Origin of the sequence: Bacteroides sp. L008 (genome assembly GCF_040812255.1) — a bacterium.
Classification (GTDB): Bacteria; Bacteroidota; Bacteroidia; order Bacteroidales; family Bacteroidaceae; genus Bacteroides; species Bacteroides vicugnae.
This window is the reverse complement of the sequence record NZ_JBFNXO010000001.1, coordinates 3,394,457-3,413,506: the sequence shown is the minus strand read 5'-3', so window position 1 is coordinate 3,413,506 and position 19,050 is coordinate 3,394,457. Positions and strand designations below refer to the sequence as shown.

The 19,050-nt window shown below is 43.5% G+C and carries 16 protein-coding genes; 5 read left to right on the top strand and 11 right to left on the bottom strand.

Features of this window, described 5'->3' with window-relative positions; all coding sequences use genetic code 11:
• The first annotated feature begins 296 nt into the window (after positions 1-296).
• Positions 297-812: a DUF3836 domain-containing protein gene (locus AB3G73_RS13670; RefSeq protein ID WP_195649919.1), complete on the top strand. Its 516-nt coding sequence runs from the start codon at positions 297-299 to the stop codon at positions 810-812.
• A gap of 138 nt (positions 813-950) precedes the next feature.
• Here the strand turns inward: AB3G73_RS13670 and msrB are convergent, their stop codons facing one another.
• The 6 genes from msrB to AB3G73_RS13640 form a co-directional block, all read right to left on the bottom strand.
• On the bottom strand, positions 951-1,979 hold the full coding sequence (gene msrB, locus AB3G73_RS13665; protein WP_367745124.1) for a peptide-methionine (R)-S-oxide reductase MsrB: 1,029 nt from the start codon (positions 1,977-1,979) through the stop codon (positions 951-953).
• Positions 1,980-2,064: 85 nt separating this feature from the next.
• Positions 2,065-3,405 (bottom strand): TolC family protein, encoded by a 1,341-nt coding sequence (locus AB3G73_RS13660; protein ID WP_320979242.1) that lies wholly within the window; start codon positions 3,403-3,405, stop codon positions 2,065-2,067.
• 19 nt (positions 3,406-3,424) lie between these two features.
• A complete protein-coding gene (locus AB3G73_RS13655) occupies positions 3,425-4,525 on the bottom strand; it encodes an efflux RND transporter periplasmic adaptor subunit (protein ID WP_122136268.1) in 1,101 nt (366 codons plus the stop codon).
• Between the two features lie 126 nt (positions 4,526-4,651).
• Positions 4,652-5,893: an ABC transporter permease gene (locus tag AB3G73_RS13650; RefSeq protein WP_117512779.1), complete on the bottom strand. Its 1,242-nt coding sequence runs from the start codon at positions 5,891-5,893 to the stop codon at positions 4,652-4,654.
• Positions 5,894-5,897: 4 nt separating this feature from the next.
• On the bottom strand, positions 5,898-7,157 hold the full coding sequence (locus AB3G73_RS13645) for an ABC transporter permease (protein WP_148367102.1): 1,260 nt from the start codon (positions 7,155-7,157) through the stop codon (positions 5,898-5,900).
• An 86-nt stretch (positions 7,158-7,243) separates the two neighbouring features.
• Positions 7,244-7,960 (bottom strand): ABC transporter ATP-binding protein, encoded by a 717-nt coding sequence (locus AB3G73_RS13640; protein WP_117512775.1) that lies wholly within the window; start codon positions 7,958-7,960, stop codon positions 7,244-7,246.
• A 179-nt stretch (positions 7,961-8,139) separates the two neighbouring features.
• Here AB3G73_RS13640 and AB3G73_RS13635 point away from each other — a divergent pair, with 179 nt between their 5' ends.
• Positions 8,140-9,120: an ROK family protein gene (locus AB3G73_RS13635; RefSeq protein WP_117512773.1), complete on the top strand. Its 981-nt coding sequence runs from the start codon at positions 8,140-8,142 to the stop codon at positions 9,118-9,120.
• A 270-nt stretch (positions 9,121-9,390) separates the two neighbouring features.
• Here the strand turns inward: AB3G73_RS13635 and rplS are convergent, their stop codons facing one another.
• Positions 9,391-9,744: a 50S ribosomal protein L19 gene (rplS, locus tag AB3G73_RS13630; RefSeq protein WP_022011470.1), complete on the bottom strand. Its 354-nt coding sequence runs from the start codon at positions 9,742-9,744 to the stop codon at positions 9,391-9,393.
• Between the two features lie 155 nt (positions 9,745-9,899).
• Between rplS and AB3G73_RS13625 the strand changes: the two genes are divergently transcribed.
• From AB3G73_RS13625 to AB3G73_RS13615, 3 genes are read left to right on the top strand one after another with little or no spacing between them, the layout of a single operon-like run.
• Positions 9,900-10,685, top strand: coding sequence for a 5'-nucleotidase C-terminal domain-containing protein (locus tag AB3G73_RS13625; RefSeq protein ID WP_367745123.1), 786 nt, complete (start codon positions 9,900-9,902; stop codon positions 10,683-10,685).
• A 27-nt stretch (positions 10,686-10,712) separates the two neighbouring features.
• Complete coding sequence (locus tag AB3G73_RS13620) at positions 10,713-11,552, top strand: bifunctional UDP-sugar hydrolase/5'-nucleotidase (protein ID WP_148367104.1); 840 nt, start codon at positions 10,713-10,715, stop codon at positions 11,550-11,552.
• Positions 11,549-14,560, top strand: coding sequence for a glycoside hydrolase family 3 N-terminal domain-containing protein (locus tag AB3G73_RS13615; RefSeq protein ID WP_367745122.1), 3,012 nt, complete (start codon positions 11,549-11,551; stop codon positions 14,558-14,560). The genes AB3G73_RS13620 and AB3G73_RS13615 overlap by 4 nt, the downstream gene beginning before the upstream one ends.
• Before the next feature lie 87 nt (positions 14,561-14,647).
• On the opposite strand, the gene AB3G73_RS13610 is transcribed toward AB3G73_RS13615, so the two are convergent.
• The 4 genes from AB3G73_RS13610 to AB3G73_RS13595 form a co-directional block, all read right to left on the bottom strand.
• Positions 14,648-15,274, bottom strand: coding sequence for a porin family protein (locus AB3G73_RS13610; protein ID WP_004307005.1), 627 nt, complete (start codon positions 15,272-15,274; stop codon positions 14,648-14,650).
• A gap of 15 nt (positions 15,275-15,289) precedes the next feature.
• Positions 15,290-15,925 (bottom strand): DUF4136 domain-containing protein, encoded by a 636-nt coding sequence (locus AB3G73_RS13605; protein WP_074558601.1) that lies wholly within the window; start codon positions 15,923-15,925, stop codon positions 15,290-15,292.
• Positions 15,926-16,148: 223 nt separating this feature from the next.
• Positions 16,149-16,502 (bottom strand): MarR family winged helix-turn-helix transcriptional regulator, encoded by a 354-nt coding sequence (locus AB3G73_RS13600; RefSeq protein ID WP_148367106.1) that lies wholly within the window; start codon positions 16,500-16,502, stop codon positions 16,149-16,151.
• A 31-nt stretch (positions 16,503-16,533) separates the two neighbouring features.
• The gene (locus AB3G73_RS13595) at positions 16,534-19,041 is read right to left on the bottom strand and encodes an FAD-dependent oxidoreductase (RefSeq protein ID WP_367745121.1); all 2,508 of its coding nucleotides are present in this window, start codon (positions 19,039-19,041) and stop codon (positions 16,534-16,536) included.
• Between the last annotated feature and the right edge of the window lie 9 nt (positions 19,042-19,050).

Here is a 19,050-nt window from a genome sequence, read left to right as displayed (position 1 = left end):
TTTTCCTCTTTTTTAGAGTTATATCCATCAGTAGAAAAAAGAAAATACGAAAAAATGGTTGGTTGTTCGCTTTTGAGCGTACAACTGTCCGTTTTCGTACACCGCTCTGTTTTGTGATTCCGTTGATTATTAGTTGGTTATCTTTTTGGCACGCTCGTTGCATCTCTATAGTCGCAAGCGGACAACGAAGAAAAATGAGAAAAACTTCAGAAGGTTGCAACCGTTTGAGACGCTTGATCCGTCTAATAAACAGAAGAATAAAAACAGAATGTTGAACAAATAAAAAATATACAATTATGAAGACTACAGTATTATTCAGAATGATCGTTTTAGTTGCTATGGTATTTGCAGGAATCGCTAATGCAACAGTGAAGGCACAGGGTAATAACTTCATTACTAATGAAGAAAAAGTAGATGATCTCGTAGTATCGAAAGTGATTTACAGACTCGATGGTTCTCTCTATCGCCACATGAAATATGATTTTACTTATGACGATCAGAAGAGAATATCCTCCAAAGAAGCTTTCAAATGGGATGCTTCTATTGAAAAATGGATACCGTACTTCAAGATTGATTATACTTATTCATCTAATGAAATCACTTTGGTATACGCACGTTGGAATGACTCTCACAGAGCTTACGACGCATCTGTTGAAAAGAGTGTTTATGAACTGAACGACGCTAATATGCCGGTTGCTTATATGAACTACAAATGGAATGATAAATGGATTGAAGAATCCGGTTCCAGCTGGGCTATGAATGTTTCTGCTCCGGCAACTAATGAAGCAACTCTGCTGACTGCCAGCAGATAAAAATAAATCGGAGTTGTGAAACTCCTTCTCTCTCTTTTAATTTAACTACATTAAAAACGGTGGATTTCCTTATGGGATAATCCACCGTTCTGTTTATCTGATGAACAGTTATGATTAGCTTTTGTAACTCTTCAATATTTATTTAACGAGTGGTAGATATTCTCCATAACCTTCCTCTTTCATTTTATCTTTCGGGATAAAACGAAGTGAAGCGCTATTGATGCAATAACGTAATCCACCTTTCTCTTTCGGCCCATCTGTGAATACGTGTCCCAAATGAGCATCTCCGGTTTTACTGCGTACTTCCGTACGTATCATGCCGTGCGAAGTATCTTTCTTTTCTGCGATCAGATCTTTTTGAATTGGTTGGGAAAAGCTTGGCCACCCGCAACCTGAATCGAACTTGTCAGTAGAAACAAACAGAGGTTCTCCGGTAGTAATATCTACATAAATGCCGGGACGATGCTCATTCCAGTATTCATTGTGGAAAGCTGGTTCGGTGGCATTCTTTTGGGTTACGGCATATTGTTCCGCCGACAATTCCTTACGAAGGGTTGCATCATCCGCTTTTTGATACGCTTTAGCTTTCGGCGCATTCGCTTTGCGTGCCATTTCGAATAAAGCAGGATTGATATGGCAGTATCCACCCGGATTTTTATCCAGATAGTCCTGGTGGTAAGTCTCTGCCGGATAGAAATTAGTCAATGGCTTTACTTCTAGGACAATAGGAGTTTTATATTGTGCGGATAATAATTGAATTGCCTGCTTGATGGCAGGGAGATCTTCTTTATCTACATAATAAATTCCGGTTCTATACTGTGTTCCCCGGTCATTACCTTGCCGGTTGAGGCTGGTAGGATCTATTGTCTTGAAATATAGATCGAGCAGTAAATTCAAATCTACCGTTTTCGGATCATAAACCACCTTTACTGTTTCGGCAGCATTGGTTTTTCCGGAACAGACCTGTTCATAACTCGGATTGGCAACATTACTGTTGGCATATCCTACCTGAGTACTTTCTACTCCTCGAATTTGTTTCAGGAAATGTTCTGTTCCCCAGAAACATCCTCCCGCAAAATAGATTTCTGCTTGATTCTTCATTGGTTTAGCAACTCCTAAAAATATATTACTAATCATTATAATCACTATGACGATAAAATACTTCATATCCGTTAGTTCTTTCTATAATAACGAATGAACCAACGGATATGTTTTAAGGAACTACTATACTAAACTCAACTTTATTTCTTTTTTATTCAATGACCTGTCCTTTGTAGAAATCCAGAATTTTAGTCCGGAACAGATACTCGTATTTAGATTGTAATTTATCAGAAAGAGCCTTGGTCATATTTAGTTTGGCTTCATTATATTCCACAAAGGTAGCTTTGCCATTATTAAACTTTTCGTTCATGAGTCGGAAAGACTCTTCGCTGGCTTTCACTGCCACTTCACTGGAATTGTATTTGCTTTCTGCAGCTAAAGCATTGTACCAAGCCTGCTGAATCTCTTTATAAAGAACCTTTTTGGCATTATCCAGTTTCAGATTCTGATTGAAGTGTTGTAAACGTGCTGTACGAACGCGGTTCCGAGTAGCGAACCGATTGAATAAAGGTACACTGAGACTAAAAGCAATGCTTTTGTTTCGATTCTCTCGCATTTGAGTACCGAAATTATTTTTTAAATCAGAAGAGAATCCCGTTCCCCAATTTCCCCCTAGATTGAGTTGCGGATAGAAACCGCTTTGTGCAATACGGATACTTTTTTCACTCCCCAATAATCTGTATTGTGCTGCTTGAATCTCCGGTTTGTTGGTAACTGCATATTGGTAAATTTCATCTGGAGGCGTCAGCAGGGTAGTGACAAATGTGGTGTCAGCCTTCTGTATGGAGAGAAGGTGCGGATTACTTAATTCTAGTAGTTGGCTTAGGTCGAGGAGTGCTAGTTGGTAATCATTATCGGACTGCGTTACACTTAATTCGTCTTGAGCAACACGGGATTTCGCTTCCGCTACTTCTGAAGGCGAAGCTTTGCCTACTTCAAAAAGCCGGACGATTCGGTTGGACTGCTCTTTGCTGAGTTCAACCTGGTTGATTGCTACTTGTTTCAGTTCCTGAGTTAACAGAACTTTTAAATACGCAGAAGCAACCTGAATCGCTATATCTTCTTTCGCTTTCTCCAAATCGGCTGTGGCTGCTTTGAAATTTAGTTTGGCTAGTGCATATTGATTGGGTATCTCAAAACCAGTGAAAAGCGGAATTTCTGTCGAAAGAGATGCGTTAGTTCCATAATTATATGTGTTCTTATAAACTTGATATTGATTTCCATCTTTATCAGTCTCTGTCACACTGTTACGTCCCCAGCGCCAATTTTGTCCGGCAGAGCCGTTAAGGTTTGGCAAGCGTGCCCACTTGGCGGTACTTATATCAACGGCACTTTGTTCTACATTATTGGCAGATTGGCGAACGGTGATATTATGACTGATGGCGTAGTCAATACATTGACGTAGCGAATAGTTGTGTAACGGAACTTCAGATTCTTGAGCGGAGCAAGTGATTGCTCCCACAAGGCATATGATTGCTGTTTTTATTCTCATTGTTATAGGTCAAACTAAATTATTTATCTTTTTTCTCTGCACCACGTATTTTGTCCTGAACGGTTACCCCTTTCTTGATTTCTATCTTGATTCCATCACTCATACCGGCAGTCACCTGTGTACGCTGGAACTTTTGTTCGGGCACTGAATCTGTCATGATGTACACAAATGTAGAGTCACCACTAAATTCAACAGTGCTTTCGGGCACTGCCAAAACCTGATTGGCTCTTTGTAACACGATTTCCGCATTAGCCGAATATCCGGAACGAATCTGAACAGAATCCGGAATGGTAATCGCAGCCTTGATTTCAAACTGGTTGGCTCCATTGGTTTCCACCCCTTTCGGAGAGATATATTCCAGAATGGCGTTGAATGTCAGATTCTGTAAAGCTCCGATGGTCAGCTTGATCGGCATTTGTTCGTGGATACGTCCCACTTCTGTTTCATCAATATTACCACGGAAAATCATGTCGTTCATGTTGGCTACCGTAGCAATCGTGGTTCCATCATTGAACGTGTTACTCATAATCACGGAATTACCCGCTTTTACAGGTACGTCCAGAATTAACCCGTCAATGGTAGAGCGAATCATCGTGCTACTGAAGGAGGCACTGTTTTTGGTAATTCCTTCTTTTACGATTTCCAGATTGTCTTTGGCCGTCTGTCTCTCTTCGCGAGCCTGCTTCAAAGCCACTTCACTTTTCTCGTATTCCTCCCGGCTGATTAACTGACCGTCATACAACTTCTTCACACGGGCGAAATCCGTTTCTGCCTGTGTTGCATTAATTTCTGCCAGGCGCACACGACTTTCTGCAGAATTCAGTTGTCCGAGTTCAGGGATTACTTTTACTTTGGCAATAACTTCCCCTTTTCTTACGGCTTGTCCGGCTTCTTTATATACTTCGTCGATAATGCCCGAAATTTGCGGTTTGATTAAAATTTCGTCTCTCGGTTCCACCTTTCCGGTAGCTACTGTCGTTTTTTGGAGGTCAGTCATTTCCGGTCTTACTGTTTCGTAAGTGATTACCTTAGGCTTGGATTTCTGATAAAGGAATACGAATGTTCCGACAAGAATGATAGCAACGACTACCAATAATGTGATTTTCAGATACTTTTTCATGATTTTATTTATGATTTTATTATTTACGGTTGATGATTGTCTCTACGTCTCTAAACAACTGAACAACACCCGCTCTACAATGATTTCTCAATCGTAAATCGTAAATTGTCCAATCGTCCAATCTCCTTATTCATCCCGGATTGCTTCAATCGGTTTGATAGCCATGGCCCGGTAAGCAGGTGCCAGACCTGCCAACATGCCCAGTGCAATCAGAAGCGCACAAGTACCGATTGCCAGTCCGAAAGTAACTTGAAAACGGACATCCCCTCCGTCAGCATTTGCTCCCATCTCAACCAGTTGCAATACCATGACGGCAAAGGAAATTCCACACATTCCCGCAATGGTAGTAAGTACCATACTTTCCGATAAAATTTGTTGCAGGATATCTTTCGGTCGTGCGCCGATCGCCCGGCGGATTCCAATTTCAGTGGTACGTTCTTTGACCGTCACCATCATAATATTGGATACGCCGATGGCACCTGCCAGCAAAGTTCCCAATCCTACCATCCAAACCAGTATGTTGATACCGATAAACAAGTTATCGACCATAGAGAACATGGCTTCGGCATTCAGGCACATGACAGCTTGTTTGTCATCCGGAGAGATATAATGTGCGGCTTTAATGACCTGTTCCATTTTGGGTTGTACTTCAGACACTTTGACTCCATGCTTCGCGGTGAAACAGATCACATCGATTTGTCCTCCCATGTTGTAAGTCTGCTGCATCGTAGTGAAAGGAAGAGTGACGGCTTCCGACGCCCGCCCCTGTATATTCATATCACCTTCGGAAGAAGACATGCCAATCACTTGATAATAAATGCCATCTACTCTTACATATTTGCCACACGGGTCTTCTCCCGGTTTGAAAAGACTTTCATAAATTCGTTTTCCGATGACACATACTTTGCGTGCTTCCTTTATATCCACCTCATTGATGAACCTGCCGTATGCCATTTCCTGCGATTCAATGTGGAGATAATCCGGATACAGTCCTTTCACGCTACAATCATATTTCTTATCTTCATATACGGCTTTGGAACCCCAACGGGCTACGGACGGAGTAATGATCTCCACCTCTTTCACTTGGGAACGAAGACGGTCGATGTCGGTAGATTCCAGATTCCACCATCTCCCTTTGCGGAAGCCTTTGTAAGCCTCACCCGTTCTTTGCGAGGCAAGGAAACCGGAATTGGTGGCAAATCCTTCAAAGTTCTTTTTCATCATGTCCTCCAATCCTTGTCCGCCGCCGATGAGGGCGACGAGCATGAAGATTCCCCAGAAAACACCGAATGCAGTCAGCAGGCTTCTCGTCTTATTTCTTGTAATGGTGATGAGGATTTCCTCACACGTATCCATGTCTATTCTCATAGTCTTAATCTGCTCTAAGTGCTTCGATTGGCCGGATGCTGACTGCTTTTCGGGCAGGGAATAATCCGGCTAACGTACCAGCTATTATTAATGTGAGTGTAGCCTGTATGGCGATTCTTATATCTACTGTCGGGTTCAGGAAAACAGTTTCCGTCCACATTCCGGTATCCATTGTCTGATTGCCGAAAGCGCTGTTCATCCATTCGGTCACTCCGATACCGGCTACCATGCCGATGTATCCGAATATGGTGGTGATGGTGACACTCTCTACGATAATCAACCAGAGAATGGAAATAGGTTTGGCTCCCAAAGCCTTACGAATACCAAATTCGCGGGTACGTTCTTTTACGGTAATCAGCATAATGTTGGAAACTCCTACGATTCCGCTTAGCAATGTGAAGATACCGATTACCCAGATAGCAATACGTAGCATATTCGAGCCTTGCTGCTGTTGCAAATAGTTGGTAAACCGATTCCAGATCCAGATAGCGCTGTGGTCTGTCGGGTCAAAACGATGATTGGCTCCCAATACTTTGCGGTAATGGGCTTCAAAAGCCTCATTGGCCTCAATTGTTTCCAGATTTTTGGTAGTCATGACCAGGTTATTCAGCTTGTCTCCTTTGTTATAAATCGTTTGAAGAGTGGTAAAAGGAATGTATGCATCGCTGTCACCGCTATCTCCTTTATCATTGTAGAGACCTACTACCTGATAAACCACATTACCGGCATTGACAAACTGTCCGATTGGTTCGGTATGGGTTTTATCAAAAAGAATTTCTGCTGTCTTTTTATGGAGCACAATTACTTTCCGGCGCTCTTTAATATCAATCTCATTGATAAAACGTCCTTTGAAGAGTTTCACCACTTCTACCTCTGTATGGTTGGGATATACGCCGGAAAGGCTCAAACTGACGTATTCTTGCCCGAAGCTAAGATTTACATCTCCTTGCCATACGGTTGCTCCGGCCTTGATGACATGATTCGGGAAATAATGACTGGTAGCATCCATGTCTTTATTGTCCAGTTGCACCCGTCTTCCTTCTTTCAGTCCGTCGTATGATTTGCTGGTCCATCCCGGAAAAATCTTGATGGAGTTCATGGCACGTTCGGAAGCCGATTGCTCGAATGCGTGGATCAGTCCGTTGCCTGCACCTAGCAGGACGATAAGCATAAAGATTCCCCATGCCACGGCAAATCCTGTGAGAAAAGTCCTAAGCTTGTTACGTTTGATGGTACTATATATTTCTTGCCAGATGTCAATCATTTTTTTAAGTATTAAGTAATGAGTATTAAGTATTAAGTATTAAGTATTAGGCTGCGCTGTGGCCGCATGGAATTAATACTTAATACTTATTTCATAATCCCGTCTTTTCCGAAAGGAGAAGCGTCATGGTCGATATTATCTTCAATACGTTCGATGATTCCGTCTTTGATATGTATAATCTTGTCTGTCTGGTTGGCGACTCCACTTTCGTGGGTGACAACGACAATCGTCATTCCCTGTTTATGAAGATCTTTCAGAATCTGCATTACTTCTACAGAAGTTTTACTATCCAAAGCTCCTGTTGGCTCATCTGCCAGAATGATTTGTGGTTGAGTGATTAAAGCCCGTGCGATGGCCACACGTTGTTTCTGACCGCCACTCATTTCGTTCGGCATGTGATGCGCCCAGTCTTTTAAACCCAGGCGGTCGAGATATTCCAATGCAAGTGCATTCCGTTTTTTGCGACTTATTCCTTGATAGAATAAAGGAAGTGCTACATTCTCTACGGCATTTTTAAAGGAAATCAGATTGAATGACTGGAAGATAAACCCGATCATACGGTTGCGATATTCGGCAGCTTTGGTCTCGCTCAAGTTCTTGATGAGTACGTTGTTCAGATAATAATCTCCGGTATCGTAGTTGTCGAGGATTCCCAATATGTTGAGTAAAGTTGATTTTCCAGACCCGGATGCTCCCATGATAGAAACAAATTCTCCCTGTTCGATATTGAGATTGATACCTTTAAGTACATGGAGAGGCGCTCCGTTGTTGTAGGTCTTGTTGATATTCGTTAGTTGTATCACAATTTTCTTTATTTAGTTTCTGTTTTCTGATAATTTTCTACTATTAGACGTGTGAAAGATACGAAAAGTTGCAAACAGGTTGAACTTTTTTCAAAAAACATTTTGTAGACTCAATCTTCTTTACGTAATTTGTGTGCAGTAAACTTAATGATTAACTAACCCTTTTAAATAGAAGTATCATGAATTCAAACATGGAAAAACCCTACGTAGTAGGTATTGACATAGGCGGAACGAATACCGTCTTTGGAATTGTAGACGCACGCGGAACTATTATTGCCAGCAGTTCAATCAAAACATCCGGTTACCCTACAGTGGAAGAATACGCTGATGAAGTGTGTAAAAGTCTGCTTCCATTGATTATTGCTAATGGTGGTGTTGATAAAATCAGAGGTATCGGTATCGGTGCTCCGAATGGTAACTACTATACGGGAACGATTGAATTTGCTCCGAACCTGCCTTGGAAGGGAATTCTTCCGTTGGCAGCCATGTTTGAGGAAAGACTGGGTATTCCCACTGCTTTGACAAACGACGCAAACGCTGCTGCTATCGGTGAAATGACTTACGGTGCTGCCCGTGGTATGAAAGACTTTATCATGATTACACTGGGTACTGGTGTGGGTAGCGGTATCGTTATCAACGGTCAGATGGTGTATGGTCATGACGGTTTTGCAGGTGAGTTGGGACACGTTATCGCTCGTCGCGATGGTCGTCTTTGCGGTTGTGGCCGTAAGGGATGTCTGGAAACTTACTGCTCGGCTACCGGTGTAGCTCGTACAGCCCGCGAATTCCTTGCTGCCCGTACGGATGCTAGCTTGCTTCGTAACATTCCTGCAGAAAACATCACTTCAAAAGATGTGTATGATGCAGCTGTACAAGGTGATAAACTGGCACAGGAAATCTTTAGCTTTACAGGTAACATCTTGGGTGAAGCACTGGCAGATGCTATTGCATTCTCCAGCCCTGAAGCAATTGTATTGTTCGGTGGTTTGGCTAAGTCCGGTGACTATATCATGAAACCAATTCAGAAATCAATTGATGATAATATCCTGAATATCTATAAAGGTAAGACTAAATTGCTCGTTTCCGAATTGAAGGATTCTGATGCTGCTGTACTGGGCGCCAGTGCATTGGCTTGGGAACTGAAAGATTTGAAAGAATAACATTTCATTATTATAATAAAGGTAATGAAGCCTCGGGAGTTTATGACTTTCGGGGCTTTGTTTTATTTAGTCCTTTCTGACGTATACGGCTTATTCAGACAAAGGGTTATTCTCACCGTAGTGAGAAAATATTCTCATACCTATGAGAACTTATTCTCATTGCAGTGAGAATTTTTTCTCATGGGCATGAGAATGTTTGAGAAAATGCACAATAAAAAAGGGAACCTCATAATGAAGTTCCCTTTTTTATTTCGAATCGAAAAGTTCGGCTTATCCGTTAACTCTTTTTTCTTTGATTCTAGCTTTCTTACCAGTAAGAGCACGCAGGTAGTACAATTTAGCGCGACGAACTTTACCTACCTTGTTCACTTCGATGCTATCGATAGCCGGTGATTCGATTGGGAAAATTCTTTCTACGCCTACAGTTCCTGACATTTTACGTACAGTAAAACGTTTTTTGTCTCCGTGACCGGCGATTTTGATAACAACACCACGGTACAACTGTACACGTTCTTTGTTACCTTCAATAATACGATATGCTACTGTTACAGTGTCTCCTGCTTTGAAGCTCGGGTGCTGTTTTCCGGTAGCGAATGCTTCTTCTGCAATTTTAATTAAATCCATTGTTGTTATTATTAAATTGTTTCATCGTTACAACGCAACATACCAAGTATCTCTTCTCTTGACAGCGATTGCGCGAAAGCGGTGCAAAGTAACGAATTATTTGCCAGATAGCCAAATGTTTTTGTATATTTGTAGCATATCTAAAAATAGCGAACATGAAACAGACTTATGCAAAGTATCTGATGGTGGCAGCGTTGGCAGGAGGCTTCCTGTTTACTTCCTGCCGGACCGCACGCGAGACTACGGCTCAGTACGAAGTAACTAAAGTAGAGGGTAGCATGATAACGATTGATTCCGTTTGGGACACCCATCCCAACGCGAAAGCTGCCGAAATATTAAAGCCTTATAAGGAAAAGGTGGACGCGATGATGTATGAAGTCATCGGTACCAGTGCGATGAAAATGGAAAAAGGAGCTCCTGAAAGCTTGCTTTCCAACCTTGTTGCAGGTGTTTTACAACAAGCGGCGGTTCAGGTGTTGGGGAAACCTGCCGATATGGGAGTGGTAAACATGGGCGGCTTGCGAAATATTTTGCCTGCAGGAGATATCACAGTGGGAGATGTTTTTGAAATTCTTCCTTTTGAGAACTCCCTTTGCGTGCTGACTATGAAAGGGACGGACTTGAGACGTCTTTTTGAAGCGATTGCATCTTTACATGGGGAAGGAGTGAGCGGTATCCGCCTTGAAATTACCAAAGATGGAAAGTTGCTGAACGCCTTTGTCGGTGAAAAGCCACTAAAGGATGACCTGCTTTACACGGTGGCTACTATCGACTATCTGGCAGATGGAAACGGACGGATGGATGCTTTTCTGCAGGCAGAAAAGAGAGTATGCCCTGAAAATGCAACCTTGCGCGGACTATTTCTTGATTATGTACGCAAACAGACTGCCGAAGGCAAAGCGGTTACCTCCAAACTGGATGGACGTATTACCATAAAATAAAAAGGAGAATCTAAAAATATATTGAATATGAAAAGATTTCAGATATTATTCCTGTTATGTCTTGCATTGGGCTTTACTTTCTCAATCTTTGCGCAAGATAAGGATACCAAAGAAGTGATTATTTTACAAACAAGCGATGTGCATAGCCGTATCGAACCTGTCAACCAGAAGGGGGACGAATACTATAACAAAGGCGGTTTTCTTCGTAGGGCTGCTTTTCTCGAACAATTCCGCAAGGAGCATAAGAATGTGCTGCTTTTCGACTGCGGAGATATTTCGCAGGGAACACCTTATTATAATATGTTCCGCGGAGAAGTGGAAGTTAAACTAATGAATGAAATGGGTTATGATGCTATGACTATCGGTAACCATGAGTTTGATTTCGATGTGGATAATATGGAACGCATTTTCAAGATGGCTAATTTCCCGGTTGTTTGTGCCAACTATAATCTGGATGCTACGGTATTGAAAGATATAGTTAAACCCTACGTCGTTCTTGAGAAATATGGTTTGAGAATTGGTGTGTTTGGCCTTGGAACCCAACCGGAAGGGATGATCCAGGCTAATAAATGCGAAGGAGTCGTTTATGAAGATCCTATCCGCGTATCCAACGAAATTGCTGCTTTGTTGAAAGACGAAGAAGGTTGTGATTTGGTAGTATGCCTGTCTCATCTGGGCATTCAAATGGATGAACATCTGGTTGCCGGGACACGCAATATCGACGTGATTCTGGGCGGGCACTCTCATACATTTATGAAAGGCCCCAAAACATACTTGAATATGGACGGAAAAGAGGTGCCTGTTATGCACACGGGAAAAAATGGTGTTCGTGTAGGCCGTCTCGATTTGACTTTGAAACATAAATGAAGATAATCCCCTCAATAGTAACTTTTTTATTCTTTATCGCAGCCGGCACGGTTTCAAGTCCGGCGCAAAATGCTACAACCGTTGAACCTCTGCTGGTGTATAAAGCCCTTCAGGACAAGGACTGCCGGCATTGGGTTGATTCGGTTATGGATAAGCTTTCCTTTAAAGAAAAGGTAGGGCAGTTGTTCATCTATACTATTGCCCCGGTAGATACCAAACGAAACCTGGAACTGTTGCGCGAAGTGATCGACACCTATAAAGTGGGTGGACTTCTCTTTTCCGGTGGGAAGATGCAAAATCAGGTTGAACTGACAAACCGGGCGCAACGGCAGGCTAAAGTCCCTTTGATGATTACCTTCGATGGAGAATGGGGACTGGCCATGCGTCTGCGTGGTATGCCTGTTTTTCCACGGAATATGGTATTGGGGTGTATCCGTGACAACCGGCTGCTCTATGAATACGGGCGTGAAGTTGCCCGTCAATGCCGGCAGATTGGAGTACAGGTCAACTTTGCTCCGGTGGCGGACGTGAATATAAATCCTAAAAATCCCGTTATCAATACCCGTTCTTTTGGAGAAGATCCGATACAGGTGGCTGACAAGGTAATCGCTTATGCTTCCGGTTTGGAAGGTGGAGGGGTTTTATCTGTGTGCAAACACTTTCCCGGGCATGGAGATACCGATGTCGATTCGCATAAGGCACTTCCGGTACTTCCTTTCACTCGTGAACGTCTGGACAGTGTGGAACTTTATCCATTTAAAGAAGCCATCCGTGCCGGATTGGGCGGTATGATGGTAGGACATTTGCAAGTTCCGGTGATAGAACCGATTGGTGGACTTCCGTCTTCCTTGTCCCGCAATGTAGTATACGATTTGCTGACAGATGAACTGGCGTTCAAAGGACTGATATTTACCGATGCGCTTGCCATGAAAGGAGTGGCGGGAAATGGAAATGTCAGTTTGCAGGCTTTGAAAGCAGGTAATGACATGGTATTGTCTCCCCGAAACTTGAAGGAAGAGATACCGGCCGTATTGGAAGCCATTGAAAAAGGGGAGTTGACCCGCGAAGATATTGAAAGCAAATGCCGCAAGGTCTTGACTTATAAATATGTGTTGGGACTCAAGAAAAAGTCGTATGTACAATTATCCGGTCTGGAACAACGGATCAACAGTCCGCAAACGCGTGATTTGGTTCGTCGGTTGAATTTAGCGGCAATAACAGTTCTGAACAACAAGAATCATATTCTCCCTCTGCATACAGACAAAGAGCAGACGATTGCATTGCTCGAGGTAGGAGATCCCGGAGAAACTGATGCGTTGGCGAAACAACTTTCCCGCTATACGTCTTTGGCTCGTTTTTCCCTTCGTGCCAATCAACCGGAAGGGGTAAATCAGCGGTTGCGTGATTCTCTGTCTACCTATAAACGGATCATTGTAGCCGTCAGCGAACAGCGGCTGGCTCCTTATCAGCCTTTCTTTGCGAAGTTTGTTCCCGAAAGCCCGGCCATTTATCTGTTTTTTACTCCCGGGAAGATGATGTTGCAGATTCAGCGGGCGGTGGCTCATGCTTCGGCAGTTGTGCTGGGACATAGTTATAATAGTGATGTACAGCGGCAGGTAGCAGATGTGTTATTTGCCAAGGCATCTGCAGACGGGCAGCTGTCGGCAAGTTTGGGAGAGCTGTTCCCGGCGGGAGCAGGAGTGACCATTACTCCCAAAACACCGTTGCATTTCGTTCCGGAAGAATACGGGCTTTCCTCTGTTCATCTTAAACGGATTGATTCCATTGCACTGGATGGTGTCCGTCAGGGAGCTTATCCCGGTTGCCAGGTGGTGGTGCTGAAAAACGGTCATATTATGTTCGATAAGGCTTTCGGTACTTATACGGGCAAAGGAAGTCCTCGTGTCGAATCTACGAGTATTTACGATTTGGCTTCCCTTTCAAAAACGACGGGTACTTTGCTTGCCATTATGAAACTCTATGATAAGGGACGTTTTAATCTGACAGATAAGATTTCGGATCATTTGCCGTTCTTGCAACGTACTGATAAGAAAGATATAACGATTCAGGAAATTCTGTATCATCAATCCGGTTTACCCTCCTGGATTCCTTTCTACCAGGAAGCTATTGACAAGGATAGCTATGATGGAAGGTTATTCAGTGCACGAAAAGATGCACACCATCCGTTACAGTTGGGGACCACCTCATGGGCGAATCCGAAATTCAAGTTCAAGAGTGAATATGTCTCTTCCGTTAAAACCGGTGATTATATTGTTCAGATCTGTGACAGCTTGTGGTTAAACCGTTCTTTCCGGAAGGTGATAGAAGAGAAAATAGCAGAAGCTCCGTTAAAGCAGAAACGCTATGTATATAGTGATGTAGGATTTATACTCTTGGGAATGTTGGTGGAACAACTGGCCGGTATGCCTATGGAAGTCTATTTGCAACGTGAGTTTTATGAACCGATGGGGTTGGAGCATACTGGTTATTTGCCTTTACGCCGTTTTGCCAAGTCGGAAATTGTTCCTTCTAATAAAGACCGTTTCTTGCGTAAAGAAATTTTGCAGGGATTTGTGCATGATGAGGCTTCCGCTTTCTTTGGCGGATTGGCCGGAAATGCCGGACTTTTCTCTACTGCCCATGATGTAGCCCGCGTTTATCAGATGTTGCTGAATGGAGGGGAAATAGACGGTCAACGCTATCTGAGTAAGGAAACCTGTCAGTTGTTTACTACTGAAACATCGAAGATCAGCCGGCGTGGTTTAGGCTTTGACAAGCCCGATGCAGATGATCCGAAGAAAGGGAATTGTGCTCCTGCCGCACCTGCCGAAGTGTATGGCCATACCGGATTTACCGGTACATGTGCATGGGTGGACCCGGTGAATGAACTGGTTTATGTATTCCTTAGCAACCGGATTTATCCGGACGTAACGAACCGCAAATTGAACCAGCTGCACATTCGTGAGCGAATACAGGGAGCTATTTATGATGCGATGAAGAAAAAATAAAAAAAGAAAGGTAAAAGGTGCCTATATTAAAAGCTACCTTTTACCTTTTTTATTATTAACGTAATATTCTGATAGTTGCAGTTCTTTTTAGAACGATACACCCAAGCGGAAACCGAAGTTACTCAATCCGTCTACACTGTAATGCAGTACGTCAGCCTTGTTGGTACCATAGCTGTAGTACAAAGCAAAGTGCAAGCCCGGTCCGTAAACCCATGGGAATACATTGATACCTACTTCAGGAGAAGCGTAGAATCCCCAGCTGTTTTCTCTTGCTTCCAGCATATTGAAGTTAGAGCGGACTTTTGCATATTCAGCACCTAATTTAGCACTGACATAAGGTTGGAAAGACCCGCCACGATTCCACTGGTAACGTGCAGCAGCACCGAAAGGCAATTGGAAAATAGTATGCTGTTGGTCGGTAGTAACTTCACCGGCACCCATTTGGAAGGTTTCGCGGCCTACATATTCGTGGTTACTGTGATAGTTCAGGAAAAGACCCAAGCCAATGTTAGGAGTAACGAAATAACCACCTTCGAAGTTCATACCCCAACCGCTTGCTTTATCTGCAAAGTGATTACTTAATGGAGCGTTGAACTGCCAGTCTATATTCGCATATCCGTTGTCTGATAACTGTGCCTTAGCCGGCATAGCGAAGGCGATGGCAATAGCCGCCAAGGCTACTACCTTGAAGTATATATTTTTTCTTGTTTTCATAACAGTTGTAGTTGTTTATTTGTTAGTAAGATAAGGTGACTGAGTGAATGATTGGTTGACAGCTTCTACTGCGAGAGTGCGGTTGATAGCTTTGGAACCAGTTTCAAATCCGGTCAGATAACTTGTCCATACAACAGGCAGTTTTTTACTGTCCCCTTGTTCAGCTTTCAAGTTCACCATTTCTGTCAGGAAGGAGTTAGTACTATAACTGTAAGTTACAGCGTACGGGTAGTACCATCCGCCACCCCAGTTGCCACCCCAGTAGCCAGGTCCCCAGTATCCGGGATAACCCCACCACCATTCAGGTTGTGCGTAGCTGGTGAAATAATAAGTACTTGCGATGTAGCTCACTTGGATACCAAGATCTGCACTTTCCTGGTCGGCTGCCGCTTCGTAACCTCTAGCTTCCATATTGTCTGTATAAGCAGCCAGAATTTGTTCTGCGCCTTCGCCTTCGAGATATTCCGGTTCTTTACTGTCACTAATCACCAGAATCTGGGGTGCCAGATAGAATGTAGGAACTTTGAAATCGGCTTTCTTGTCGTAGTTAGTGTATACCAGATAATTGTCATCCAGCTTACCCATGTCCGGGTCTTTTTCACATGAAGCGAGTGCAAAGACCGCCAATAAAATAGGAATTAATTTCTTCATATCTTTTATAATGTTTAGGTTATATAAAAATCGCGCCCAGGTACCTTGGGCTTTTGATAGAAACAACAAGAAAGGTGGAAAAAGGTTCAGATGGAAATTTCTTTTGCCGGAAAATTAACATATATCTTTTGCCCTGTTTAAAGAAAAACGGTGAGCACTCTGCCCCATTATCAGGGAGTTTGCTCACCGTTCATTATTTACAGATAATTGTTTGAAAATCCGTTTATTTAAACAGGGGTTTAAGCAGATCGGGTATCTCTACCTTATCAAGTTCCAGTTCATTTACTCGTTGCTTGCCCGTATGGGTCAGGTGGAAGTACATCTGTCTCCGGTCTTCACTTCCGAGCGACCGGATGATCAGCCCTTTTTCCTCCAGTATTCGCAGCATTTTGGATGTGTGTGAGGGGCTTAGCTCGGTTTGCTTGGACAGATTGGTAGCCGTCACTTTCTCCGATGCCTCTTTGAGGGCACACAATATCATTGCTTCATTTAGCGTTATCTGGTACATTTTTTCAAATGCTGTTTCAAAGTTTCCCATTGCTTTGAATACATCACGCATTGCACATATTGTTTTCATACCTTATTTGAATATTTTATTAGTTCATTTTTTAAATAAATAGATTAACGTTTGCGTTATCCGCTCGTTCCATATACGTTGCTACGCCGCCAATGGTCACCTCATCCAGAAGTTCTTCTTGTTTTACTCCCATCACATCCATTGACATCTGGCAAGCGATAAATTCCACACCGTTTTCCAAAGCTTGCCGGCGCAAAGATTCCAGTGAATCAATCCCTTTCTTGTTCATGATATACCGCATCATTTTTCCGCCCATTCCGCCCATGCTCATCTTAGAAAGTTTCAGTTTCTTGGAGCTGGAAGGCAGCATCATACCAAACATTTTTCCGAAAATATCCTTTTCGGTTTCCGGTTTGTGCAACTTCTTGATAACGTTCAGTCCCCAGAAAGTAAAGAAGATGGTGACTTTTTGTCCTGTAGCCGCTGCGCCGTTTGCCAGTACAAAAGTAGCCAAGGCTTTATCCAAATCATCACTGAACATGATGAAGGTTTTTCCTTTGCCCTCACATGAAGTAACAATATTGCACGATTTTGGTTCTCCTTTTTCTATGACAACAATAGATTTTCCTCCGGAGGTATCTTTCGAAATCAGTTGATTACCCGTCGAACTGCACCATGCGGCGGCGTCGCGCGGAAAACCGGGATCGGTAGAGGTGATTTCCACCCGTTCGCCTGAAACCAGTGTATCCATTGTTTTCTTCATTTTCAGAATCGGACCGGGGCATTGCAACCCGCAGGCGTCCACCCGGACTGTTTTGGCAGGGGTAGCGGAAGCATCAGTTACAGTAGCAGTGACGGGAGCCGTAGAAACGTTGGCCTGACTGGCTTGGGAAGTAGTTTCCTGCTGTATGGGTGATTCGTCTATTGGGTTTCCATTTTCTTCCCGTATGATGATGGGAGCAGTGGCAGCCCGATAAGTCTTTAACCCTCCCGAGAGATTACGTACCTTGTCAAATCCGTGTTGTGTCAGTATACGGTAAGCAAGATAGCCCCGTAGCCCCACCGCACAGAATGTATAAATCATTTTATCTTTCGGCAATTCTGCCAACCGGTCGCGAAGTTCATCCAACGGAATATTCACGGCACCCGGTAAGCTACCCAATGAAAATTCATCCGGGGTGCGGACATCCAGCAGGAATTTATTTTCCATTTCAATGTCCCGCAGTTCTCTCCAGTATACAGGATTGGTTCTACCTGTGATTATGTCTTCAGCTACATATCCTGCCAGTGCTACCGGATCTTTGGCCGAAGAGAACGGAGGAGCATACGCTTGTTCAACTTTCATCAAATCGTAGATTGTTCCTTCGTGCTTGATGACAAGTGCGAGTTCGTCAATCCGTTTGTCCACCCCATCGTAACCGACGATTTGTCCGCCATACAATCTTCCTGTCTTTTTATCGAAAGTGATTTTAATGCTCATCGGCATGGCATCCGGATAGTAGCCGGCATGGGAAGCGGGATGAATGGTAGACGACATATAGTCTATCTCTTCCTGACGCAGACGCTTGCCGGGTAAGCCGGTTGAAGCAACGGTCATGTCGAAAACCTTTGCGATTGAAGTACCGATAGAGCCTTCGTAAGGAATCTTTGCTCCGAGGACATTGTCCGCAACGATACGTCCCTGACGGTTGGCAGGTCCGGCGAGATAGTTGAGCCAGGGTTTGCCCGTGATCGGGTGGCGGAACTCGATCGCGTCACCGATAGCATAAATAGACTCGTCAGAGGTTTGCAGGTAATCGTTTACGGCGATACCTCCTGCAGGGCCGATAGTCAGTTCGGCAGCCCGTGCCAGATTAGTTTCCGGGCGGACGCCGATAGATAGAATAACGATGTCGGCAGAAATTGACTGGCCATTCTTGAAAGTAACTTTCAATCCTCTTCCATCCCGGCTAAAAGAGGCGACAGCTTGTTCCAAGTAGAGGTTTACTCCTTTATCCATCAGATGTTGGTGAACAAGTGATGCCATCGAAAAGTCGATAGGGGCCATCACTTGATTGCCCATTTCCACAATCGATACTTTCGCTCCCTGTGCCTGTAAGTTTTCCGCCATTTCAAGGCCGATAAATCCGGCTCCTACGACAACAGCTTTTCGTGGGGCGTGGTTCTTGATATATTCTTTGATCCGATCTGTGTCGGTGACATTCCTTAGTGTGAAGATTCCACTTAGGTCGATTCCGGGAAGAGGGGGGCGTACCGGAGAGGCTCCGGTAGATATGACTAACTTATCATAGCTCTCTTCATAAGTATCTTCACTGCTTTGGCGGACAGTCACTGTTTTTCTTTTCCGGTCAATGAAAATCACTTCATTTTCTGTGCGTACATCTACGCGGAAGCGTGTAGAAAAGGCTTCGGGTGTTTGCACGAATAATTTATCCCGTTCCTCTATCACTCCTCCTATATAATAGGGTAGGCCACAATTGGCATATGATATGTACTTTCCTTTTTCTAAAAGGACAATTTCAGCTGTTTCATCTACTCGTCTGATTCGGGCAGCAGTGGTGGCTCCTCCTGCAACTCCCCCAATAATAATTATTTTCATCTGTTTATA

Coding starts and splice junctions, on each gene's coding strand:
- AB3G73_RS13670 (WP_195649919.1), top strand. CDS start 297: ATGAAGACTACAGTATTATTCAGAATGATCGTTTTAGTTGCTATGGTA.
- msrB (WP_367745124.1), bottom strand. CDS start 1,979: ATGAAGTATTTTATCGTCATAGTGATTATAATGATTAGTAATATATTT.
- AB3G73_RS13660 (WP_320979242.1), bottom strand. CDS start 3,405: ATGAGAATAAAAACAGCAATCATATGCCTTGTGGGAGCAATCACTTGC.
- AB3G73_RS13655 (WP_122136268.1), bottom strand. CDS start 4,525: ATGAAAAAGTATCTGAAAATCACATTATTGGTAGTCGTTGCTATCATT.
- AB3G73_RS13650 (WP_117512779.1), bottom strand. CDS start 5,893: ATGAGAATAGACATGGATACGTGTGAGGAAATCCTCATCACCATTACA.
- AB3G73_RS13645 (WP_148367102.1), bottom strand. CDS start 7,157: ATGATTGACATCTGGCAAGAAATATATAGTACCATCAAACGTAACAAG.
- AB3G73_RS13635 (WP_117512773.1), top strand. CDS start 8,140: ATGAATTCAAACATGGAAAAACCCTACGTAGTAGGTATTGACATAGGC.
- rplS (WP_022011470.1), bottom strand. CDS start 9,744: ATGGATTTAATTAAAATTGCAGAAGAAGCATTCGCTACCGGAAAACAG.
- AB3G73_RS13625 (WP_367745123.1), top strand. CDS start 9,900: ATGAAACAGACTTATGCAAAGTATCTGATGGTGGCAGCGTTGGCAGGA.
- AB3G73_RS13620 (WP_148367104.1), top strand. CDS start 10,713: ATGAAAAGATTTCAGATATTATTCCTGTTATGTCTTGCATTGGGCTTT.
- AB3G73_RS13615 (WP_367745122.1), top strand. CDS start 11,549: ATGAAGATAATCCCCTCAATAGTAACTTTTTTATTCTTTATCGCAGCC.
- AB3G73_RS13610 (WP_004307005.1), bottom strand. CDS start 15,274: ATGAAAACAAGAAAAAATATATACTTCAAGGTAGTAGCCTTGGCGGCT.
- AB3G73_RS13605 (WP_074558601.1), bottom strand. CDS start 15,925: ATGAAGAAATTAATTCCTATTTTATTGGCGGTCTTTGCACTCGCTTCA.
- AB3G73_RS13600 (WP_148367106.1), bottom strand. CDS start 16,502: ATGAAAACAATATGTGCAATGCGTGATGTATTCAAAGCAATGGGAAAC.
- AB3G73_RS13595 (WP_367745121.1), bottom strand. CDS start 19,041: ATGAAAATAATTATTATTGGGGGAGTTGCAGGAGGAGCCACCACTGCT.